The 23,685-nt window shown below is 41.1% G+C and carries 20 protein-coding genes; 12 read left to right on the top strand and 8 right to left on the bottom strand.

All coding sequences use genetic code 11. The annotated features are described in order from the left end of the window. The 4 genes from WKF66_RS16380 to WKF66_RS16365 all read left to right on the top strand — a co-directional run. A partial coding sequence (locus tag WKF66_RS16380) for an AsmA family protein (RefSeq protein WP_489675556.1) occupies nt 1-2,347 on the top strand: 2,347 nt, incomplete at its 5' end. Between the two features lie 4 nt (nt 2,348-2,351). Continuing rightward, nucleotides 2,352-2,762: an OsmC family protein gene (locus WKF66_RS16375; protein ID WP_489675555.1), complete on the top strand. Its 411-nt coding sequence runs from the start codon at nt 2,352-2,354 to the stop codon at nt 2,760-2,762. A 25-nt stretch (nt 2,763-2,787) separates the two neighbouring features. Continuing rightward, nucleotides 2,788-3,819 (top strand): glutamate 5-kinase, encoded by a 1,032-nt coding sequence (gene proB / locus WKF66_RS16370; RefSeq protein WP_489675554.1) that lies wholly within the window; start codon nt 2,788-2,790, stop codon nt 3,817-3,819. 8 nt (nt 3,820-3,827) lie between these two features. After that, a complete protein-coding gene (locus WKF66_RS16365; RefSeq protein ID WP_489675552.1) occupies nt 3,828-5,075 on the top strand; it encodes a glutamate-5-semialdehyde dehydrogenase in 1,248 nt (415 codons plus the stop codon). A 21-nt stretch (nt 5,076-5,096) separates the two neighbouring features. On the opposite strand, the gene WKF66_RS16360 is transcribed toward WKF66_RS16365, so the two are convergent. Beyond that, nucleotides 5,097-6,830 (bottom strand): phospho-sugar mutase, encoded by a 1,734-nt coding sequence (locus WKF66_RS16360; RefSeq protein ID WP_489675551.1) that lies wholly within the window; start codon nt 6,828-6,830, stop codon nt 5,097-5,099. A 118-nt stretch (nt 6,831-6,948) separates the two neighbouring features. On the opposite strand from WKF66_RS16360, the gene WKF66_RS16355 reads away from it, so the two are divergent. Then, nucleotides 6,949-8,262 carry an aspartate kinase gene (locus WKF66_RS16355; protein WP_489675550.1) on the top strand — a complete coding sequence of 438 codons (1,314 nt, stop codon included), beginning with the start codon at nt 6,949-6,951 and terminating at the stop codon, nt 8,260-8,262. 181 nt (nt 8,263-8,443) lie between these two features. Then, on the top strand, nt 8,444-9,592 hold the full coding sequence (gene lysA, locus WKF66_RS16350) for a diaminopimelate decarboxylase (RefSeq protein WP_489675549.1): 1,149 nt from the start codon (nt 8,444-8,446) through the stop codon (nt 9,590-9,592). A 30-nt stretch (nt 9,593-9,622) separates the two neighbouring features. On the opposite strand, the gene WKF66_RS16345 is transcribed toward lysA, so the two are convergent. Both WKF66_RS16345 and WKF66_RS16340 read right to left on the bottom strand, forming a co-directional pair. Beyond that, the gene (locus WKF66_RS16345; protein WP_489675548.1) at nt 9,623-10,006 is read right to left on the bottom strand and encodes an SRPBCC domain-containing protein; all 384 of its coding nucleotides are present in this window, start codon (nt 10,004-10,006) and stop codon (nt 9,623-9,625) included. Between the two features lie 16 nt (nt 10,007-10,022). After that, nucleotides 10,023-11,213, bottom strand: a complete 1,191-nt coding sequence (locus WKF66_RS16340) for an acyl-CoA dehydrogenase family protein (protein WP_489675547.1) — start codon at nt 11,211-11,213, stop codon at nt 10,023-10,025. A gap of 98 nt (nt 11,214-11,311) precedes the next feature. Between WKF66_RS16340 and WKF66_RS16335 the strand changes: the two genes are divergently transcribed. Together WKF66_RS16335 and WKF66_RS16330 are read left to right on the top strand one after the other, a co-directional pair. Beyond that, nucleotides 11,312-11,686 (top strand): dihydroneopterin aldolase, encoded by a 375-nt coding sequence (locus tag WKF66_RS16335; protein WP_489675546.1) that lies wholly within the window; start codon nt 11,312-11,314, stop codon nt 11,684-11,686. An 18-nt stretch (nt 11,687-11,704) separates the two neighbouring features. After that, nucleotides 11,705-13,102, top strand: coding sequence for an FAD-binding oxidoreductase (locus WKF66_RS16330; protein WP_489675545.1), 1,398 nt, complete (start codon nt 11,705-11,707; stop codon nt 13,100-13,102). Here WKF66_RS16330 and WKF66_RS16325 read toward each other — a convergent pair. Continuing rightward, a complete protein-coding gene (locus WKF66_RS16325; protein WP_489675544.1) occupies nt 13,099-13,590 on the bottom strand; it encodes an acyl-CoA thioesterase in 492 nt (163 codons plus the stop codon). The two genes, WKF66_RS16330 and WKF66_RS16325, sit on opposite strands and share 4 nt — an antisense overlap. Before the next feature lie 72 nt (nt 13,591-13,662). Here WKF66_RS16325 and WKF66_RS16320 point away from each other — a divergent pair, with 72 nt between their 5' ends. Together WKF66_RS16320 and WKF66_RS16315 are read left to right on the top strand one after the other, a co-directional pair. After that, nucleotides 13,663-14,094, top strand: coding sequence for an Hsp20/alpha crystallin family protein (locus WKF66_RS16320; protein WP_489675543.1), 432 nt, complete (start codon nt 13,663-13,665; stop codon nt 14,092-14,094). A gap of 98 nt (nt 14,095-14,192) precedes the next feature. Beyond that, complete coding sequence (locus WKF66_RS16315) at nt 14,193-15,329, top strand: hypothetical protein (RefSeq protein WP_489675542.1); 1,137 nt, start codon at nt 14,193-14,195, stop codon at nt 15,327-15,329. Between the two features lie 5 nt (nt 15,330-15,334). Here WKF66_RS16315 and WKF66_RS16310 read toward each other — a convergent pair whose 3' ends face one another. From WKF66_RS16310 to WKF66_RS16300, 3 genes are all read right to left on the bottom strand, one after another. After that, nucleotides 15,335-16,726 carry an arginine decarboxylase gene (locus tag WKF66_RS16310; protein WP_489675541.1) on the bottom strand — a complete coding sequence of 464 codons (1,392 nt, stop codon included), beginning with the start codon at nt 16,724-16,726 and terminating at the stop codon, nt 15,335-15,337. A 74-nt stretch (nt 16,727-16,800) separates the two neighbouring features. Further along, nucleotides 16,801-17,706, bottom strand: a complete 906-nt coding sequence (gene ctlX / locus WKF66_RS16305) for a citrulline utilization hydrolase CtlX (protein ID WP_489675540.1) — start codon at nt 17,704-17,706, stop codon at nt 16,801-16,803. Between the two features lie 23 nt (nt 17,707-17,729). Continuing rightward, nucleotides 17,730-19,175, bottom strand: coding sequence for an arginine deiminase family protein (locus WKF66_RS16300; RefSeq protein ID WP_489675539.1), 1,446 nt, complete (start codon nt 19,173-19,175; stop codon nt 17,730-17,732). A 147-nt stretch (nt 19,176-19,322) separates the two neighbouring features. Here WKF66_RS16300 and argS point away from each other — a divergent pair, with 147 nt between their 5' ends. Next, nucleotides 19,323-21,092 (top strand): arginine--tRNA ligase, encoded by a 1,770-nt coding sequence (argS, locus tag WKF66_RS16295; protein ID WP_489675538.1) that lies wholly within the window; start codon nt 19,323-19,325, stop codon nt 21,090-21,092. Here argS and WKF66_RS16290 read toward each other — a convergent pair whose 3' ends face one another. After that, nucleotides 21,093-22,223 (bottom strand): AI-2E family transporter, encoded by a 1,131-nt coding sequence (locus tag WKF66_RS16290; protein ID WP_489675537.1) that lies wholly within the window; start codon nt 22,221-22,223, stop codon nt 21,093-21,095. An 89-nt stretch (nt 22,224-22,312) separates the two neighbouring features. On the opposite strand from WKF66_RS16290, the gene mnmE reads away from it, so the two are divergent. After that, nucleotides 22,313-23,683 (top strand): tRNA uridine-5-carboxymethylaminomethyl(34) synthesis GTPase MnmE, encoded by a 1,371-nt coding sequence (mnmE, locus tag WKF66_RS16285; RefSeq protein WP_489675536.1) that lies wholly within the window; start codon nt 22,313-22,315, stop codon nt 23,681-23,683. Nucleotides 23,684-23,685 lie beyond the last annotated feature (2 nt).

The raw sequence follows: 23,685 nt of genomic DNA, 5'->3' as shown, positions 1-23,685 counted from the left end.
CAATTCCCATAAAAAAGAGCTGCTGGTCTCCATTACGAAGCAATTAAATGGAAGTATTGCCGGAGAAATAACGATCGGAAGCATGGAGCCAACCTTTCTAAGCGGATTTCCTGGCGTATCTATGCGTTTAAATAACGTTATTGTTCGCGACAGTCTTTGGAAGCAGCATAAACACTCGCTGTTAGAAGCAAAAGATATTGAAGTATCCGTTAACGCTTTGAAGTTAGTGACTGGAACTATCCAGATAAAAAAGATCGGAATCAATAACGCTACCATTTATGTCTACACCGACAGCAGCGGCTACAGCAATACTGCAATTTTTAAGAAAAAGTCTGCGGTAAAAGTTGAGGAGAAAGAAAATAGTGAGTCGGACCTCGAAGTTCGCCGCTTTTCTCTTGACAATGTGAAGTTTTTGATGGATAACCAGAAAGGCAAAAAGCTATTTGAATTTGATGTTGATGATCTCCGAGGCGATATTGACTATTCATGGTCGGATTGGCAAGCTGATGTTAAGCTCAAAACCATTGTCAAAAGTCTGGCCTTTAATACAAAAAGAGGAAGTTTTATCAAGGATAAATTGTTAGAGGGCCCATTTAAGATTACCTATGTTGATAAAACCGGCTTGGTTACGGTGATCCCAAATACGCTGAACATAGGAGAGGATCCTTTTGTGATTGGAGCCAAGTTCGACTTATCAAAGGAAAATACTGATTTCGCTATAAATATCCAGGCTAATGATATCATGTGGAAAAGTGCCGCCAAGTTGCTTGCGCCAAATATCAGTTCAAGACTAAACATGTTTAATTTGGATAAACCTATCGATGTCACCTGCACCATTGCAGGGAATATGGGGCCAGGTGGCGATCCAGAGATAAATGTAAATGCAATAGTGAAGGATAACAAGCTGACCACTAAAGGAGGAATCGTCGAGAACTGTAACTTCAGAGGCGTTTTTACTAATAATTTTGAACAAGGGAAGGGTCACAATGACACGAATTCTGCAATTAAGCTTTTTGGTTTCAAAGGTACTTATGAAAATATGCCATTTTCGATTGATACCGCCTCGATTAATAATTTAATTAGTCCTATTGCTACTGGTGTCTTTAAGTCTTCATTTGACATTAAGAACTTAAATAACGTTATGGGTGACGATATTTTGAATTTTGGGAAAGGTACCGCAAACGTGTCCCTTGCTTATCGCGCAAGTATTATTGATTTTAAATTGGCTAAGCCATTTGTAAAAGGACTAGTAGAAATTAAAAATGCGGATGTCAACTATGTTCCCAGGAGCGTTAATTTCACCAATACAAACATCTCGTTAAATTTTACAGATCAGGATCTCTTCATCAAGAATATCAGGCTCCAGAGTGGAAAAAGTATTGTGTACATGGATGGTTCAATCAGCAACTTTCTAAATCTATACTATAGCGACCCGGAGAAGATTTTGCTTAAGTGGCAGATCAGAAGCCCTCAACTTCATTTGGGTGAGTTCCTTGGCTTCCTTGGTTCCAGGAAAACAACAAAAAAGAAATCAGCTAAAAATAAAGGTTTCTCAGATGATCTTAATCAGGTCTTTGAAAAGAGCAGAGTAAACATGCATGTTCAAGTCGATAAGCTATATTACAACAAGTTCCTGGCTACAAATGCCCGGGCTGATCTATTATTGACCGAAAACGGTGTTGCCATTAGAGATGTTAGCGTAAAGCATGCAGGAGGTTCTTTAAAACTTAATGGAACAGTGACTCAAAATGGGTCGTTCAATAAGTTTGCTTTAAATACGACAATTGCTAATGTTGATATTCAGCAGTTCTTTTATTCATTTGACAATTTCGGATTACAATCTCCAACCTCTAAAAATCTCAGAGGCTTCCTGTTTTCAAAAACCAACATTGCAGGAAGTATAGATAATCAGGGTAAATTGCTGCCAAACTCTCTTAATGGAAGCGTTATTTTCGATTTAAAGGAAGGAGCATTGTTAAGTTTTGAGGCGCTTAAGAGTGTCGGTAAGTTTGCATTCCCATTCAGAGATTTAGATAACATCGCATTTACCAATCTGAATGGTAAGTTCGACATCAGGGGGCAAAAGATCACCATCAACCCCATGCAGATCAATACCAGTCTTTTAAACATGAATATTGCCGGTGTGTACTCCATGACGACTGGTACCAACATTGCCTTGGATGTGCCCCTAAGAAATCCTAAAAAAGACGAAGAAATAGTAGATAAAAAAGAAATTAGAGAGCGGAGAATGAAGGGAATAGTGCTACATTTATTGGCAACGGACGGCGAAGATGGAAAAATCAAGATCAAGCTGAATAACAACCGTGATAAAGAAAAAACTAAATAGCTATATGAAACGTAACGCAACAGCCGTTTGGAAAGGCACCATTAAAGAAGGATCAGGAACATTAAGTACTGATAGTAAGGTCTTAGACAGCACACAATACTCTTTTAACAGTCGGTTTGCAGAAGGAATAGGGACTAACCCCGAAGAATTAATGGCTGCTGCTCATGCAGGATGTTTCACTATGAAGTTGAGTTTGGATTTAACTGAAGCTGGCTTTACACCTACCTCATTAGAAACCAAAGGAACTGTTTCACTGGATAATGGAGTGATCACTGGATCTCATCTGGCGCTAACGGCAAGTATTCCTGGTATTGAAGATGCTCAATTTCAAGAGATTGCAGCAGGTGCAAAAGAAAACTGTCCGGTAAGTAAAGCATATAGCATTGAGCTTACGTTAGCCGCTACCTTGGTTTAAAAACCAACGATATTTTTCTATATTAATGACAAAATCTATTCTGGTCCTGAAGCTAGGGTCCGCATCGATTACTACCAATGGGGAGATTGACGAATCTATCATTGAAGATCTTACCAGGCAGGTAGCTAAGCTTGCGGCCAATTACCATCTAATATTAGTTTCTTCTGGTGCGGTTGCGGCTGGAAAGAAGTTTTTAAAGAACTATAAAGGAAAGATGACGGAGCGTAAAGCCGCTGCCGCAATCGGTAATCCGCTGTTGCTTGGAACGTATTCAAAGTACTTTCAACCCTATGGGATCTCTATCGCACAAAGCCTTTGCGAGCGGCAACACTTTTCTAACCGGACACAGTTTTTGCAGTTGAAAGAAACCTATGAAGAATTGTGGCGGAATGGTGTAATTCCCATCGCCAACGAGAACGATGTGGTGAGTAATCTTGAACTAAAGTTTTCTGACAATGATGAACTTGCAACGCTGCTGGGAATCGGCTTTGGCGCTTCACTGATTCTTCTGGGAACTTCGGTTGCCGGTGTACTGGACAAGGATGGTCAAGTGGTTAACAGGATTGACCAGATTAACAGTGATGTGTTTTCTTTGGCTACAAAGAATACTTCCGAAGTTGGCTTAGGTGGAATGACCTCGAAATTAACGTTTGCTAATCTGGCGGCTACAATGGGTATCAAGGTGGTGATATTTGGCGTACGGACAGAAGACGGAATCCTTAAGGCAGTGGAGGAGAAGACAGGGACGGTGTGTGAGCCCAGAATTTGCACAATCTCTGCCAGAAACAAATGGTTAGCAAGTGGTAGTTTGGTAACAGGCAGACTTACTATCGATGCAGGGGCCTGCAAAGCGATACGTGATAGAAAAAGTTTGCTGGCAGTTGGAGTAAGCTCCGTACAGAATCCATTTGATACCGCTGAAATATTTGAAATCATTGACCAGGAGGGATGTATTGTGGCGGTTGCCAAATCAAAGGTGTCTTCCGCTGGTATAACCCAAGACGCTAAGCAGCACAATTTAGAAGTCGCAAACGCAAGCGACATCGTATTTTTATAACCGGAGCAATGTCAGTAATTCAGAAGATATTAATTGATGCAAATCAGGCCAAGAAGTCGATTCTAGCGATGGACGATCAGGGAAAAAAGCGGTTGCTCATTTCCCTTGCAGATGCACTTTCTTTAAGATCAGAAGATATCATCCGCGAAAACCTCAGAGATGTTGTGAAATTAGATAAAAATGATCCTAAACTTGACCGACTGCTATTAAATAGCCAACGCATTCAAGACCTATGTAAAAGTCTGAAGGCAGTTGCAGAGTTACCGGATCCCACAGGTCTGCTATTGAGCGAGAAAACACTTGAGAACGGGTTGCTGGTTACTAAAGTGACCGTAGCGCTTGGGGTGGTAGCCGTAATCTATGAATCCAGGCCAAACGTAACGCTGGATGTCGCAGCGCTTTGTTTGCGATCTGGCAACGTAGCGCTGTTGAGAGGCGGACAAGATGCGTATAACACCAACAGTATTTTAGTTGACATTATTCGACAGGTGCTTTCCGACAGTTCTCTCCATCCTAATATTGTTCAACAGCTGCCGCCTGAACGTGAGTTCATCCTGGAGATCTTAACTGCTGACAAATGCATAGACGTTATTATCCCTCGTGGGTCGAATCAATTGATAGAATTTGTTCGCAAACATGCTACTGTACCTGTGATTGAAACAGGCGCTGGCGTATGCCATACCTATGTAGAATCAACTGCGTTATTGGACGCTGCGGTAGCAATAGTTGTGAATGCTAAGGTTTCCAGACCCTCTGTTTGCAATTCATTAGATACTGTACTTATAGATCAGGATGTAGCTGTAAAGTTCCTTGAACTACTTTCTCCTCAACTGGAGAAGTATAACGTAGAGGTGTTTGCAGATGATCAATCCTATGACTTACTCTCGAAAATAGGATACAGTCGCTTAAAAATGGCTACAGAAGAAGATTTTGGAAGAGAGTTCTTAGACTTTAAATGTTCGGTAAAAATTGTTAGCGGAGTAGATGAAGCGATGGAGCACATCAGCAAATATTCTTCAAAACATTCTGAAGCAATATTGACTGAGGATGAAGGAATTGCGGATTTGTTTTTGAAACAGGTTGATGCTGCTGCAGTTTACCTTAACGCCTCAACAAGGTTTACTGATGGGGAAGTCTTTGGACTGGGTGCCGAAATAGGCATTTCTACTCAAAAGCTCCATGCGCGTGGGCCATTCGCGCTTGAAAAGCTGGTAACAGAAAAGTGGATTATAAAAGGTAAAGGCCAGGTTAGGTAATAAAAAAATGATTCAGAGGGGTTAAACCTCTAAATCATTCATTACACTTTGTATTTTGTCTGCCAGTTGCTGATTCGTTTCTTTAAAAGCTGCTTTATCTTTCAAAGGCGTATTCACACTGCAATAGAATTTGATTTTAGGCTCAGTTCCTGACGGTCTTGCGGAAACGATACTTCCGTCTTCTGTGATAAACTGAAGCACATCAGAAACTGGAAGTTCTAATTGTTTCTTCTCGCCAGTGCTTAAATCCGTTTCGAAGCCAAGCTCATAATCTTTAAGGGTAGCTACTTTTGATCCACCTAGTGTAGCAGGAGGGTTGTTCCTGAATTTCTCCATCATGGCTTTGATTTCTTCGGCGCCAGACTTACCTTTTTTAGTAATCGATACCAATTCCTCTTTGAAGAAACCATATTCTACATACATATCTAATAGCGCATCGTATAGGCTACTTCCCTTATCCTTATAAAAGGCGGTCATCTCTGCTATGAAAGCGCAAGATACAACTGCATCTTTATCCCGCACAAGCTCTCCGATTAAATAACCATAGCTTTCTTCTCCGCCTCCAATAAATGTTTTCTTACCTTCAAGACTGGTCATTAGTTGGCCAATCCATTTGAAACCTGTTAGCGTGTTGTAATAAGTTACATTTTTCGCTTTTGCGATCGATTCGATCAGGTTGGAAGTCACAATGGTTTTAACGATATATTGATTTCCATCTAGTTTACCTTTCTCTTCCCAAGCGGTCAGAAGATAATTGATCAGCAGGCTTCCAGTTTGGTTTCCATTCAAAAGAACAAATTCACCTTCGTTGTTTTTAACAGCGATACCAACACGATCTGCATCAGGGTCTGTAGCTAAAACAAGATCTGCATCAATATCCTGAGCCTTTTTAAGTGCAAGGGTTAATGCTTCTTTTTCTTCTGGGTTGGGATAAACTACAGTTGGGAAGTTGCCATCCGGCGTGCTTTGCTCTTCTACCAGCGTCAGGTTTGTAAAGCCAAATTGAGCTAAAGCTTTTGGAACTAATGTTATTCCTGTACCGTGGATAGGAGAGTAAACAATTTTAAGGTCTTTCTGGCGCTCAATCGCTTCCGGTGAAACTGATAGGGCGGTAATTCTATCCAGGTACATTTGGTCAATTTCTTCACCAATTAATTCAACCAGTGAATCGTTGCGGTCGAATTTAACCTCATCTATGCTTGTAATCTTCGCCACTTCATCCATGACCATGGTATCGTCTGGTGAAGTAAACTGGCCGCCATCTGCGCCATATGCTTTGTAGCCGTTGTATTCTTTTGGGTTATGAGAGGCAGTAAGCATCACGCCACTACGACAACCTAGTTCTCTTATAGCGAATGACAATTCTGGAGTGGGTCTTAACGCTTTAAAAAAGTATACGTGAATACCATTTGCAGAAAATACATCAGCGGTTATGCCTGCAAAATAATCTGAATTATTTCTGCTGTCATGTGCAATTGCAACCTTGATTGTTTCGCCTGGATATTTGTTTAGGAGATAGTTCGCTAAACCTTGAGTAGCTGTACCGATCGTATATTTATTTATCCGGTTTGAGCCAGCACCCATGACACCCCGTAATCCACCTGTACCAAACTCAAGACTTCTGTAGAATGAATCCGTGAGCTCTGAAGCTGATTCGCTATCAATTAAGGACTGGATCTCATTCTTAGTAGTCTGATCATAATTTCCATTAAGCCATTCATTAATGGTGGCTAAAGTCGAGGGTTCTAATTGCATATAATTCCTATGTATTTAATTTATCTTAATGAAACAAATTTTAATTAATTTCACGGCCTAATATAAGTATATTACCTATTAGAGCACAAAAAGTTCCACAAAAATTAAAGATTAAACGATGAAAATATTAAAGTTTGGAGGCACTTCAGTTGGAAGCCCTGAGCGGATGAAAAAATTGCTGGATATCATAGATCCAGTGGAAGAGCAGATTGTAGTATTATCTGCCGTGTCAGGTACTACGAATAGTTTAGTAGAGATTTCAGCCAAACTTTTAAAGGAAGATAAACAGTCTGCATTAAGCTTAATTAATGCATTACATCAAAAATATAATGACTTCGTAGTTGAACTTCTATCTGAAGAAACTTACTTAAAGCAAGGGAAGGAAGTGGTCGACTATCACTTCGGATTTTTAGAGACCCTTGCGAATGATCTTTTCACTCCGATTGAAGAAAAGGTTGTTCTGGCGCAAGGCGAGCTGCTTTCTACCACTTTGTATCACATTTACCTAAAGTCAATTGGCATTGCATCTGTACTTCTGCCTGCGCTTGACTTCATGAAGATTGACGAAGACAATGAGCCTGATATTCCTTTCACAACCGAACACTTAACGCCGATCTTAGCGCAGTATAAAGACAACAAACTTTTCATTACTCAAGGATTTATCTGCCGGAACAGCTTTGGCGAGGTGGATAATTTAAGGCGGGGAGGGAGTGATTACACGGCTTCTTTGATAGGCGCCGCAATTATGGCTGAAGAAGTTCAAATATGGACAGACATTGATGGCATGCACAACAATGATCCAAGAATTGTTAAGGGCACAAAGCCTATTGCACAACTATCTTTTGATGAAGCTGCGGAACTTGCTTATTTTGGTGCTAAGATTCTCCATCCTCAATCTGTATTCCCGGCTCAGAAATACAAAATTCCCGTACGCTTATTGAATACTATGGAGCCCCAGGCTCCCGGTACCTTGATTTCATCGGTAAGTGAAAAGGGTAAAATTAAATCTATTGCTGCTAAAGATGGCATTACCGCTATAAAAATTCAGTCGAGCAGGATGCTGTTGGCTTATGGTTTTCTTAGAAAAGTGTTCGAGATTTTTGAGCGTTATAAGACGCCAATTGATATGATCACCACTTCTGAAGTGGCTGTCTCTGTGACGATAGATTATCTCGATAATCTGGATAAGATCATTGAAGAATTACACGCATTCGGAAGCGTAGAGGTGGATAAAGACCAATCTATCGTTTGTGTAGTTGGAGATTTTAGCGCGGAGAAACATGGTTACGCAGCACGTGTATTGGATTCCATCAAACATATACCTGTTCGCATGATCTCTTATGGAGGTAGTAATTTCAATATATCTTTGCTGGTCAACACATCAGATAAAACGGAGGCGTTAAAAAGCTTGCATGGAAGAATATTTGAATAACTAATATCTTTTTCTAAGCCACAGTGCGATAAGAATAACAATGATGACTAGAATAATGAACAGCTTTACTCTTTTGTCATATTCTTTCCTGCTGATCTTATTATTTCTGTAATCGATATAGTTACCGAAATAGATTACCCCCAAGAAAATACCAAGAATTATTATAAGAAACTTAAACATTATGTTTTCCAATATAGATATCACGCCACTAGTCAACGCGGAAACTCCTTTTTACTACTATGATCTTTCATTGTTGCAGGAGACGCTAACAGCGTGTGCTAGTGCCGCAAATGTATATAATTTTCATGTTCATTATGCAATGAAAGCCAACTTCAACCAGCGTGTACTTGAAAAGATTCAGGAAACTGGATTTGGTGCCGACTGTGTGAGTGGAGGCGAAGTATCTAAAGCGTTAGAGATGGGGTTTAATAAGGAAAAGATTGTGTTTGCGGGAGTAGGGAAGTCGGACAAGGAGATCAATGGCGCGCTGGACAATAATATCTTTTGTTTCAATGTGGAGTCCGTTCAAGAGCTTGAAGTAATTAATGAGTTGGCAGCGAAAAAAGGGAAAGTGGCAAGAGTAGCCATCAGAATCAATCCCAATGTGGATGCCTATACCCACCACAACATTACCACTGGACTTGATGAGAACAAGTTCGGTGTTAATTCCTGGGATTTGCCTTCCTGCGCTGAAACTTTAAAGAAGTCTGCTAACCTTCAGTTTATAGGTATCCATTTCCATATTGGTTCTCAGATCACTAACCTGGATGTCTATAAAAACCTTTGTGTTCGTGTGAACGAATTTGCGGTTTGGTTTGAGGAGAGAGGTTTTACTGTAAAAGTATTGAATGTAGGTGGCGGCTTAGGGATAGACTATCACAACCCTGACCAGCAGATCCCTGATTTCGAGGCATACTTTAAGATCTTTAATGATTTCTTGGAAAAACGTCCAAATCAAGAAGTGCATTTTGAACTCGGTAGGGCCCTTGTTGGGCAATGCTCCTCCTTGATTAGCAAAGTATTGTATGTTAAAAACGGAAAGAAAAAGAACTTTGTGATTTTAGATGCTGGTATGACCGAGCTAATGCGGCCGGCATTGTATCAAGCTTATCATAAGATCCAGAATATCTCAAAGTTGGCGGAGTCAAATCAAGTTAAATACGATGTTGTTGGTCCGATCTGTGAGAGCACAGATTGTTTCGGTAAAGAAGTGGAACTTCCGGAAACGAACCGTGGTGATTTGATCGCATTGAGGAGTACAGGTGCCTACGGCGAGGTGATGGCTTCACATTATAACTTGCGCGACGAAATCAGGTCGGTTTATTCTTAACTGATTTCGTGCTGCTTTGATCTTTTATAATTACTGTTCTTCAAAAAAGTCAGCTAAACCACCCAGATAATAGTCGTTTAGTCCGGTTGTAAAGTCTTCATAGTCTGTCTCTGGGATATTTGTTTGTACGAATTCCAGAGAAGTTCCTTTTTTATCTTCATGTAATTTGATCGTAACGATAGATGGTTCATTGTCTTCGCCAAAATACCATTGTTGAACAATTCTCTTACCGTATTCGAATTCTAGATTCTTGCCGCTGATGTCTCCGTCCCAAAAGGAAAACTCAGTATCCGGTTCTTCTGTAAATTCGACGTCGGCGCCCGTCCACAACTGAATGCTTTGCGCTTTGGTTAAGGCTAGATAAACTTCTTCAGGAGGAGCTGGTAAGTAAAGATATTTTTTAAAGGTTTTCATTGATCAAATCTAGTTATTATTTAAAAGCATTTATGCCAGTGACATCCATTCCTGTAATTAATAAATGAATATCGTGCGTCCCTTCATAGGTCACGACAGACTCCAGGTTCATCATATGCCTCATTACGGAATAGTCTCCGGTGATGCCCATGCCTCCAAGCATCTGGCGGGCGTTTCGCGCTATGTCCATTGCCACTTCCACACTGTTCCTTTTAGCCATAGAAATCTGTTCTGCCGTAGCTCTGTTCTGTGATTTTAAGACACCCAGTCGCCAAACGAGCAATTGCCCTTTGGTAATCTCCGTGATCATTTCCGCAAGCTTTTTTTGCTGCAATTGAAATCCACCGATGGGTTTTCCAAATTGCACTCTTTCTTTCGAATACCGCAAGGCCGTATCATAACAATCCATTGCTGCGCCAAGTGCCCCCCATGCGATTCCATAACGGGCCTGATTTAGGCAGCCTAGAGGTCCCTTTAACCCGGTGATCTCCGGGAATACATTCTCTTTTGGGATCTCTACATTATCAAAAACCAACTCGCCGGTAGCAGATGCCCGTAAGCTCCACTTGCCATGGGTTTCAGGAGTGCTAAAGCCTTTCATGCCGCGCTCTACAACCAGCCCTCTGATTTTGCCTGCCTCGTCCTTCGCCCAAACCACAGCGATGTCTGCAAAGGGCGCGTTAGATATCCACATCTTCGCTCCGTTTAAAAGGAAATGGGACCCCATATCTTTGATGTTCGTGGTCATGCCTCCCGGGTTAGATCCATGATCAGGTTCGGTTAGTCCGAAACAACCCATCAGTTCCCCGGTAGCCAGTTTAGGAAGGTACTTTTTGCGTTGTTCTTCCGTTCCGTAAGTGTAAATCGGATACATCACCAATGAACCCTGCACAGAAGCGGTAGAACGTATGCCGGAATCGCCGCGCTCAATTTCCTGCATGATAATTCCATAAGCTGTATAATCAAGACCAGCACCACCATATTCGATAGGGATCGTCGGACCAAATGCCCCGATTTCTCCCAGGCCTTTGATCAGGTGCTTTGGAAACTCTGCCCTTTGTGCGAAGTCCTCGATGATGGGACTTACCTCTCGCTTCACCCAGTCTCTGGTTGTACTTCTAATCAGCTTATGCTCATCTGTTAAGAGCTCATCCAGCAGATAATAATCCGGAGCCTCATAAAGATCTTTCTTAGCGGTGTTTTCCATTGATGTTTAAGTCTTAGAAAGCGGAAATGTGCTCCTTTCAAAGTTAATAATTTACAGCAATGGCTGGTTATTACCAATCAATAATTTAAATTTGTTGAATGACTGAGCCTCAAAATTACCTGCAGACCGTTGCTTTGAGAGACGTAAAATGCTTTGCCTATCATGGCTACTACGAGGAAGAACAATTGACCGGGATTTACTTTTCTTTGAATGTGACGGTTACTTTTATTCCAGGGAACGAATCTGAAAATCTGGATAAAACAGTCAACTACGAGGTGCTTAACACAATCATATTGGAGGAAATGAAAGTCCCTAAAAAGTTATTAGAGACGGTGGTCAAGAATATAATGGAGCAAATATTGTCGAGGTACAATTTTCTGAGCACAGCGGAGGTTAATATCAAAAAACTTAACCCTCCAATGCCCGGTCAGGTAGGCCATTCTTTCGTTCAGCTTAGCTACCACTCCTCTTAATTATTTAAAAAATGCACAATGGAATTCAATAAAATAAATCCAGAGATTTTAAGTCTGATTCAAGAGGCAATAGGCGCAGAGCTTGTTTTTACGGATGAAGAGTCTTTTCGCAACTATGGTCACGATGAAACGGAAGACTTGAAGTTCTTCCCGGAAGTCGTTGTTAAGCCACTAAACACGGCATCGATTGCTGCTTTAATGAAGATTTGTAACGAATACAAAATTCCGGTGACCCCGAGAGGTGGTGGAACAGGCCTAAGTGGTGCAGCTTTGCCCATTTACGGAGGTGTTTTGCTTTCTATGGAGAAGTTTAAGTCTATTATTCAGATAGATATTGAGAATTTACAGGCAACGGTTGAACCAGGGGTGGTCACGGAGGAGTTCATCAATGCTGCGGCTGAAAAGGGTTTGCTTTATCCCGTCGATCCCTCCAGCAAGGGTTCCTGCTTTATAGGTGGAAATGTAGCACATGGCTCTGGTGGTCCCAGGGTGGTAAAGTATGGAACAATCCGGGAATATATCCTTAACCTGGAAGTCGTTTTGCCGACCGGTGAAGTGATCTGGACTGGAGCAAACACACTTAAATATGCTGCTGGATATAACCTCACTCAACTGATGATTGGTTCAGAAGGGACTTTAGGCGTTGTGACAAAAATCGTTACTAAACTCATACCTAAGCCACAGCAAAGTGTGGTAATGCTAGGTTCATTTACTCAAAATGAGGCTGCTTGTGCGGCCGTTTCTGCAATCTTCAGGGCTGGAATTACTCCTTCTGCGCTAGAGTTTATGGAGAGAAAAGGAGTAGAGTGGGTTATCCGACATGACGATATAAAGTTTGAACTAAAAGACAATGTGAACGCCTTTTTGATGATTGAGTTTGATGGCGACGATCTGGATAATATCTTTAAAGACTGTGAAAAGGTAAACATGGTATTGGAAGAGTTTGGCTGCGTAGAAGTATTGTTTGCTGATACGGCTCAACAAAAAGAGGAGCTATGGCGCATGAGACGCACGATGGCAGAATCCGTAAAATCAAACTCTGTTTATAAGGAAGAGGATACAGTCGTGCCAAGGGCAGCGCTACCTGAGCTCATCAATGGCATTAAAGAAATTGGCTCGAGGTACGGTTTTGAAAGTGTGTGCTACGGCCATGCAGGTGATGGTAATTTACATGTAAATATCATTAAAGCTGGTATGAGTGATGCAGACTGGAAGGACAAACTAAAAGATGGTATCGTCGAAATATTTCAACTGACCACCGATCTGGGAGGTACGATTTCTGGTGAGCACGGTATTGGACTGGTTCAGAAAGAGTTTATGCCGATCAAATACTCCGAAATAAGCTTGAACTTGATGCGTGGAATAAAGCAGGTGTTCGATCCAAATGGTATCATGAATCCCGGGAAGATCTTTTAGTTTCGATTAAGTTGCTCGAAAATCATCATCTTATTCTTTTCGCTTTCCGGTATTGGAGTTGAGCTCTTGGTTTGATAATCGAAGGCAACGCACACCGTTTTGCCCTGGCTGCAAACTACCTCTTTCCCATTGGTCATCTTGACCATAAGATATTCGAGATCAAAGCTACTGGTGCCTATTCTTGAGGTTCTAACGTACATATGTACTACATCATCGATAAAAATGGGCTTGATATAATCCAAACTTGCCTTTGCGATGATGACGCCGGTTTTCTTCCAATCCCATTTTATTGCATTAGCCCAATATCGTGTTCTTGCAATTTCCAGGTAAGTAAAATACACTGCATTGTTCACGTGACCCATCATATCAAAATCTACAAACCTGGTTTCTATAGTCGTTTTATACAGAAAACTGTCTAATTGGTTGATAATGTCTGCCTTTCTGTCAGATGGTTTTGATAAGTTGCGCCAAAGTGTCTTAAAAATCATAGATATCTGCGTTGGTATGAGAGTTGAATATGTGGTTAGTATAAAACGTAAAAACTTAAAGGAGAATATAAAATGACACTAGTAAAATTTAACAACAGGACCAGAAATAGCGCGCCTTATTTCAACAACGTATTTGATTCATTGTTTAATGAAGCAATAAACAAAAATTTAACGATAAACAAAGTGCCGGGTGTTAACATCTTAGAAACTGAGGGCGACTACAAGATTGAACTTGCTGCTCCAGGTTTAACTAAGGAAGACTTCCAGATCAACTTGAAGAAAGATACTTTATCTGTTTGGGCCGAGAAGAAAGTGGTAGCCGGTGAGGAGAAAAAAGCTTATACCCGCAGAGAATTTGATTACTATTCTTTTGCAAGATCATTTGTTCTTCCTGAAACTGTAGATGCAGATCAAATTGCCGCTGAGTATGTAAATGGTATTTTGAACATTACAATTGGTAAAGACGTTGCAAAAACACAAGAAAAAGAAATTAAAGTTTCATAAGTAAGATTGAGTTTGGTTTTAAGGTTGAGGGTATGTCGCAAGGCATGCCCTTTTTTTGTTTCAAATCCTTAAATTGGCGCTTCATTGTTTCCACTGCTATGCTTAAAAGATTATCATTACTACTGTTATTTGTTTGTACGCTTTCCAATATATTCGCTCAAAATCTTTCCAAAAGTGCTGCAAATCAAGCTGTAGTGGAAGCGATTGATTCGGAGAAGGCGAGTCATACCGCCGAACTTCAAAGGATTTGGACACAAAAGTCGGTGACTCAAGGCGACCTGGAAATGAAATTCGCTTATCGGGTCCTTGGAGTAAAACCTGCAAATGGCCGGAGCCTGTACATTTCGTTACACGGTGGTGGCAATACTTCAGTAGCTGCAAACGATCAGCAGTGGAAGAACCAGATCAACCTTTATACCCCTAAAGAAGGTGTTTACCTTGCTCCAAGGGCGCCAACAAATACCTGGAACCTGTGGCATGAAGATCACATCGACGATATGCTTGCGACAATTATTAAAGCTGCAGTTGTAAATGAAGGGGTGAACCCTAACAAAATATACCTGCTGGGTTATTCTGCAGGTGGTGATGGATTGTTTCAATTGGGACCGAGGATGGCTGATTACTGGGCTGCCGCTTCCATGATGGCTGGTCACCCGGGTGATGCGGCTGCGTTGAGCCTCAGAAATCTCCCTTTCGCAATATATATGGGTGGGGCTGATGCTGCCTACAAACGCAATGAGCTAGCTAAAGTATGGGGTGATAAACTCGATAGTCTGCAAGCAAAGAATCCAGGGAGTTACGTCCATGATGTACACATCTTTGAGGGCTTACCACATTGGATGAACAGGAGGGATACGATCGCGATTCCCTGGATGGCTTCTTTTACAAGAAAAGCCCTGCCTGCTAAAGTTGCCTGGCACCAGGATGATCGCCTCCATGACCAGTTTTACTGGCTCGGAACACCCTCTCCTTTAACCGGGAAAGAGGCAGTTGTATCTATAGCTGGTAACAAAATAACTATCGAGCGAAATGACAACACTGCGTTATATATATACCTGAATGATCAGTTACTGAATCTTGATAAGAAGATAAGGGTGATTGAGAATGGCAAAGTAATCTATAATAAAAAGGCGGGAAGAAAACGCTCCTTGATTCAGACAACCGCTAAGCGCCTGGATCCCGATCTTGTGTTTTCTGCCCGCTTGTTATTAAAAGACGGTAAAGTAACTGAGTAATAATCTTAGGTATAACCCAGGATCTTTAATACTTGCTTACTGTTCTGTTCTTCACCAAAAACCTCGAAATTGAAAGTCTCATCGCGGTTACGGCGAATAATGACATGCTTAGGACTAGGGAGCAGACAATGGTGGATTCCACCATATCCACTTAGCACTTCCTGATAGGCACCTGTATTAAAGAACCCAAGGTACTGTACTTTCCTTGTCTTCGGCATGAAAACACTGTTCATGTGTGCTTCCTGGTTATAGTAGTCCTGTCCGTCGCAAGTAATACCTCCTAAATTTACCCTTTCATATTCAGCATCCCAGTTGTTCACTGGAAGCAATATGTATTTTTGATTTAGAGCCCATACATCAGGAAGGTTTGTGATGAATGAACCATCCAACATTAACCATTTTTCCCTGTCGTTCTGTTGTTTTCTTCCCAGAACTTTATAAAGGATCCCAGAAGCTTCCGCTACTGTATATTTACCAAACTCCGTAATGATATCTGGCTCCACAACATCATGCTCTGCACAAATTTCTTTAATCCGTTTCACGATCTCGTTCACCATGTACTCGTAGTCGAAATCGAACACAAGGGAATCTTTGAAAGGCATACCGCCACCGATATCCAGTGTATCCAGCTCTGGATTGATCTTTTTGAACTTACAATAAAGTGTTACATATTTCTCCAGTTCATTCCAGTAATACGGAGAATCTGTAATCCCTGAATTGATAAAGAAGTGTAATAATTTAACTCTAAAGTTCGGATTAGCAGCGATCTTATTGTTGTAAAATTCAATAACATCCTCCATACGGACCCCTAATCTTGAGGTATAGAATTGAGAATCTGGTTGTTCCTCTGCTGCAATACGGATCCCTAAGTTACAAGGAGTATCCATCTCTACCTCATCATCAAAAAGGTTAAACTCCTCTTTATTGTCGAGTACAGGAATAATATTTTTATAGCCATCATGCAGCATATCGATGATGTACTGCTTGTATTGATACGTTTTAAATCCGTTACAGATTACAGTGATATCTTTCGTTAAAGAGCCTTTTTTCTCCAGGGCTTCAATCATTGGCATATCAAAAGCCGAAGAAGTTTCCAGGTGGATTCCGTTCTTTAATGCTTCCTCTACAATGTGCTTGAAATGCGAGCTCTTGGTACAATAGCAGTACTTATAATCTCCACGATAATTATTTTTAATGATCGCAGTTTGAAACATAAGCTTAGCCTGCTGGATCTTTTTACTGATCATTGGAAGGTAAGTGAAACGTAATGGCGTACCATAAGTCTCAATCATCTCCATTAAATTAAGATCCTGAAAGTACAATTCGTCGTCTATAACGCTGTATCCTTCCTGAGGAAAACCAACACTTAGATCAAGAAATTCGGAGTAGCTCTGCATTTATATTTATAATAATTTTTTGCAAAAGTGTAATTTTAAATTGAGAATCGGACTTTAATAGCTAATATAAATTGTTAACGAAAGGTAGTATTTGAGCGGGCATTTAAGTGTATTTCGGCTAGCATGCAACGTGCGCTTCCTCCACCGTGTTTTTCAATGGTATAGAGTGCTGAGAAAACAATACGGTTGTATCTTGTTAAACGGTCAATTTGTTCTTTGGTTAAAGATAAATAGGCCTGTTCAGAAAGGATTAGCAAGCGTTCATCTGATCTGTTTCTTACCTGCAGCATGTTGCCAGCAAACTGATTCATTTGCTCGATAGTGATAGGTATGATTTCTTTTCCGCTCCCGGTTAAGGAGCGAATAACGTTATCTTTTTCATTAGAATCTACAATCGCATCCAGGCAGATCACTGCGAACTGTTCTGCAATGCACATCATCACATTCGTGTGGTAGATCGGAAAACCGCCTGCGTCCAGCGCATTAAAAAGCACCGATGAATAACCAGTCTGTGCACAAAAATCGGCAATGACTGTTTCATCAGTCCTGGGAGACAAACAAGCGTATGCAATCTTGTCGTCCCGATCTAAAACCAGACTTCCGGTACCTTCCAAAAAAGTATTATTCTGCTCGTGGCTGCTGAGATCTATCACTCTGTTGATCTGAAACCGCTTTTTTAAGGTCTCCAGGATATCTGCTCTGCGTTCCATTCTTCTGTTCTCTGAGAACATAGGATAAAGGATTACTCTACCTGTATCATCAAAGGAAATCCAATTGTTGGGAAAGATCGAGTCAGGAGTTTCCGGCTGCAGCGTATCATTGATTACGGTAACGTCAAGGTCGTTCGCTATAAGCGTTGTTACAAAGGCATCAAATTCTTGAATGGCTTTTGATTGGACATCATCGTCGTCTGACTCCTGCTGAAACTTATTGTTGGCTGCAGTTTGCGGATTGAATTTAAAATCCACAGGGCGTATCATTAATAAATGACTGGTTGTCTGCATCAGATGTTGTCTCTTAGAATAGGAAGACTCATACAATGGAAACCTCCTCTGGCCCGGGACAATTCGGCAGAAGGTATCAAAATAAGCGTATTTGTTAGCTCATCAATGTTGACATTGCCTTTCTCCAGATCATTGATCAGATCTTTCACTTTGACAACAGCAAAGCCATTCGCCTTAAAGGCTTCAATCGTCTTGTCATTTCTATCATAGCCTAATACAACGCCCTCTTTAATTGCCAGGAGATTACATGAATCTGTCCATTGCTCCCGGGCGTCGTAAGGGAACTTACCATTACCACTATAAATGAACTTTGTTGGCTCCGTACTTTTCAGGTCATGCTGACTAATATCGTCCAATAATGCCTCGATGCTTTCAAAGCTTTTGGGCTGATCAGGGAAGTTCTTATCAAATTGTAGAATTTCAGTGATCTCCTTATGATCCTGCTTCATTAAAAAGTTGATAGGCTCTGAAGAAGGTGGCGACTGATAACCGGAAATGGAACTCAATAATGTCCAGACGTTTCGTTTCACCTGAGTAAAAACGGTATCAATGTGCATAAAGTCGCGCTTGTTTGGAATCTTGACCACGGTCACCTTTTCTACGACATCATTTTCAAACAACAACTTGATTGCCTCATTTGCGCCGTAGGCTGAGGTTCTTTCGCTGCACCCAATTAGCACATGATTGCTACTCACCACCATCACATCACCACCTTCCAAAGTAGTGCGCTGATCATCCTCTTCGCCAGGTCTTAAAAAATGCTGGACTGGATTAGGAATCTCCAGTACCTTATCCTGGTAATCCTTGAAGAACTCGTGGTTGAAAAATATATACCGCATGAGCAAGGTTTCCCTGTTCCGCGCTTTCTTAGCCGGTTTATTTAATAAGATATAATTATTTATGGTGATGCCTACATCTCTGGTAAAGATCAAGTTAGGAATAGGAGCGAAGACCATCTGGTCATTATCAAGACTTCCAGAAATGAAGATTCTGGCTAATCCTTTAGCATCGGTATCCACCATTTGTAGCTGAAACTTATAGGTGCAACCTTCAATGGCGCAAACTGCTGCCACCAGCTTCTTTTTAACAGAAGGATCTTCCAGGACATCTGAGAGCAAGTTCTGGATTTCGATGACAGCTGTAGAGTTGTGGAAGTCGGGATGATTAGGTTTAAAAAAAGAACGGGCATTTGCTTCGTCATCGATCTGAGCCAATTTACCTTTAATCTTATCAGGATCTAAAAAGTACATCAGCAGCTTCAAATAGTAATCGTACTCGTCTTTCCTAATGGTGTCCAGGTGGACGATATCTTCAAACAGCCAGTCTTGAGCTTTAGAGGGTACAACTTTGCCGAGTCCGCTGTCAGGACTATGTATCAAAAGCTTACGTAAACGGCCAATTTCGGTACTAACATTTACTTTGAAGTTCTCAGTTTGATGAGTCATATATGGATGGTCCCAATTACAAATCTATCTATTTTTAGAATATATCTATTCGCTTGATGTGCCTAATTTGGTTATTTTTAGCTGCAAATTAATTATTCCTTCATTTCCAATTTGTTATAATTAAAAAGGAATTAGGTACTTTTGACCATGAATTTTATCATTACAGCTGCACTCAATGGCGTTAAACAACTTTACAACGAAGACGTTTCAGAGAGTGTAATTAACCTACAGGACACACGTAAAGAATTTGCAGGACAGGTCACAATAGTGGTATTTCCCTTGATTAAGGTTTCTAAGAAATCACCTGAAGCTACCGCCAATGATCTTGGAGCGTACCTTGTTGAGCATGTGGAAGAAATAGTTTCCTACAATGTAGTGAAGGGCTTTTTAAATCTAAGCATCGTTGATTCCTACTGGTTCGACCTGATGAATAACCAGTTGCTTGAACCATCGTTTGGAGCCTTCCAGCCGAATGGTAAAAAGGTGATGGTGGAGTACTCCTCACCAAATACGAACAAGCCCTTGCACCTTGGCCATGTAAGAAACAACCTGTTGGGATATTCTGTCGCTGAGCTTTTAAAAGCGAGTGGCTATGAGGTTTTTAAGGTCAATCTTGTAAATGATAGAGGAATTCATATTTGCAAATCAATGCTTGCCTGGCAAAAATGGGGCAATGGCGAAACACCAGACAGCTCCGGACTAAAAGGCGACCACCTGGTTGGCAAATACTATGTGATCTTTGATAAAGAATATAAAAAAGAAATAGAAACATTAAAAGTTGCCGGCGAAACCGAAGATGAAGCTAAGAAAAATGCCCCTTTAATAAAGGAAGCACAGAACATGCTGCTCGAATGGGAAGCTGGCGTCCCGGAAGTGATTGCGCTCTGGGAAAAGATGAATGGCTGGGTCTACCAGGGTTTCGATGTGACTTATAAGAACTTAGGCGTCGATTTCGATAAGTACTATTATGAAAGTAATACCTATTTGTTAGGAAAGGGAATTGTTGATGAGGGACTGGAAAAAGGTGTGTTCTTTAAGAAACCAGATGGATCGGTTTGGATAGACCTTACGGCAGACGGCTTAGATCAGAAACTGGTACTCCGTGCGGATGGAACTTCGGTTTATATTACGCAAGATCTTGGAACTGCTCAAATGAAGTATGATGATTTCAATATGGATGAGTCCTTGTATGTCGTTGGTAACGAGCAGGATTATCACTTCAAGGTGTTGTTTTTGATCCTTGAAAAACTGGGTAAAACATGGGCCAAAGGCCTACATCACTTGTCGTACGGCATGGTTGATTTGCCTAGTGGTAAAATGAAGTCGAGGGAAGGAACTGTTGTGGATGCAGACGATTTAATCTCAGAGATGGTCTCGACAGCAAGATCTAAGACTGAAGCGCTTGGGAAAGTGAATAACTTATCAGAAGAAGAGAAAGATAGTTTATACTATAATATTGGGATGGGTGCACTTAAGTATTTCTTGCTAAAAGTTGAGCCTAAGAAAAGATTGTTGTTTGATCCTGCAGAGTCTATTGATTTTCAAGGCAACACCGGACCGTTTATTCAGTACACACATGCGAGGATCAAGTCTTTATTAACAAAAGCATCCTATACACCGGCTAACACATCCAACGACAGTGTACTGTCTGAAACGGAATCAGACCTGATCATATTGTTGTCTAAATACCCTGCTGAAATAGAGTCCGCTGCTATGGCATATAGTCCGGCTACATTATCAAACTACATTTACGAGATCGCGAAGCTCTTCAACAAATTTTATCATGAGGTTCCACCAATCGTTAAGGAAGAAGATGCGGCTTTAAAACAATTTAGATTGAACATAAGTGCAGTAACGGCCAATCTACTGAAAAGGGGAATGCTTATCCTTGGTATTACAGTTCCGGAAAGAATGTAATTAAGTATCTTTTTTTGTATCGACGCCAGGTATTGTAGTTACGGGCGCTTTCCTGCGGAAGATCGGGAAAGTCATGGGACTTCGAGATGGTCTTTCGTCGCCCAACAGCACGCCCCATTGTTTAAAGGTGTCTGTACGGTCGAAGATTACTTTAAGGACGGCGATGATCGGCATGGATAAGAACATACCGGAAACACCTGCAATGCTTCCTCCGATAATTACACCTAAAATCGCAAACAGTGCATTGATTTTCACTTTAGAACCAACTATTTTAGGCATTAATATATTGTTATCTAAAAACTGAACAACCGCAATTACGATCAAAACTGTTAGCACTGGCCCAAGATCGGTGGAAGAGGTAAGCGTTATGAGCACGCCGATAATATTCCCTATCAATGCCCCAACATATGGAATTAAGTTTAGTACGGCGAAGATTACTCCAATAAGCAAGGCATGCTTTATGTCTAGAAAGAAGAGGATGCCTCCTAATAGAATTGTCATGTAAGTTACCTGAATTAAAAGCCCAAGCAGGTAGTTTTTGATGATTGCTTCTGTCTCGTAGATGGCTTCTTTAACTCTTGGATGATGGTCTGGCTTAAACCAAATGAAGATAAATCTCAATAAAATGTCTTTGTAAAAGAGCATCAAATAAATGTAAATCGGTAATAAACCAACAAAAACAAAGAGAGAACTTAAAGTAACTGCTGCGCCACTAGCCGCTTTTCCGGCCATTCCTACCAGGTCGTTACTTTTATCACTAATAAATTTTACTTGCTCGGTTGTAGAGTAGGGGCTGATTCTACCTATCCATTTACTCAGAGAGTTGATATGGACACTTACATTATTTTTGATCTGCGGAAAATCATTCGCCAACAGTCCTATTTGAGCGGAAAAAAACCATACGATTAATCCCAGGAAAACCGCCAGGACAAGGATTGGGATAATGATTGCTGCGACTTCTGGAAATTTGATCCTTACAAAAAATCTAAAAAGAGGAAGCAGTAAGATACTAAGGAAGAAAGCCATGACTACCGGCATGATAATATCGCTCGCGATGACCAGGATTGCAATGACCAAAACTAAACCAAGCAATTCGATTGACCGTCGGACGGTAAGAGGCATGTCGTTCATTAGTAAATTGTTTGTCTTTAAAAATCTTAACACTGGAAGGTATCAAATGTTTGTCTAGTTTTGCGTTTTATTCTTGCAAAAAGCTGCCCATGATTTCAATTGATACCATAGTTGCCCTTTCTACTCCGCCAGGAATTGGGGCAATAGGAGTGATCCGTTTATCCGGAAAAGACGCCATAAATATCACGAATGAGGTATTCTCAGGAAAGGATTTGCGGAGCCAGGAGTCCCATACGCTTCATTTTGGAACCATCAAAGACGGCCTTAAAGTGATAGACGAGGTAGTGGTGAGTTTGTTTGTGGCGCCAAAATCATACACTAAGGAAAACGTAGTAGAAATCTCTTGTCATGGCTCTAACTACATCATCCAACAGATCATTTCGCTGTTGATTAGAAAAGGAGCCAGTGCCGCAAAGCCTGGGGAATTTACCTTACGAGCATTTTTAAACGGATCATTAGACCTTTCGCAAGCGGAGGCAGTGGCAGATCTGATCTCTTCAGATTCAGCAGCAGCACATCAGGTGGCGATGAACCAGTTGAGAGGTGGATTTAGTACGGAACTTAATGTGTTGAGAAATCAATTAATCCATTTCGCTTCTATGATTGAGTTGGAACTTGATTTCGCCGAGGAGGATGTAGAGTTTGCAAACCGCGATCAGCTCCAGGCGTTGATCTCTAAAATCAATGTAGTGATCAATAAGCTGATCCGCTCGTTTGAATTGGGAAATGTGATCAAAACCGGTATAAACACAGTTATTGCTGGTCGCCCGAACGCAGGCAAATCCACGCTTCTTAATGCTTTGTTAAACGATGACCGTGCGATTGTAAGCGAAATAGCTGGGACGACAAGAGATACCATTGAAGAGATTCTAAACATCGGTGGCATCAACTTCAGACTCATTGATACAGCGGGCATCCGTGAAGCGACAGATGCGATTGAAGCCATAGGAGTGGAGAAGACAATGCAAAAAATCAATCAATCTGCGTTGTTGGTTTATTTGTTTGATGTTGTGAGCATGTCTGTTTCGGAAATACAGGAAGACATTACAAGTCTGCATAAACCAGGGGTAACGATGCTGGCGATAGCAAATAAGATAGATTTGTCATATGACGACAGGCTAAAAGAACTTGCATTGCCAACAGACATTAAGTTCATGGCGATCTCGGCTAAAGCGAATCAACAGGTTGAGGAATTAAAGCAATTGATTTACGAATCGGCGGTCGGCGATCAATTGTCGGATAACCATACGATGGTGACGAACATCAGACATGTGGAGGCGCTGCAGAAAACAAGGACCGCCTTAGATAGCGTGATGAATGGACTCGATAACCCAGTTACTTCGGATTTTTTAGCCATGGATATTAAGCAGGCACTGTATTATTTGGGCGAGATTACGGGCCAGGTTACGACGGATGATTTACTGGAGAATATTTTCAGCAAGTTTTGTATTGGCAAATAAAT

The sequence above is a fragment of the Pedobacter sp. genome, from assembly GCF_037719805.1.
In the GTDB taxonomy this organism is placed as follows: domain Bacteria; phylum Bacteroidota; class Bacteroidia; order Sphingobacteriales; family Sphingobacteriaceae; genus Pedobacter.
This window is presented reverse-complemented; position numbering and strand designations above follow the sequence as displayed.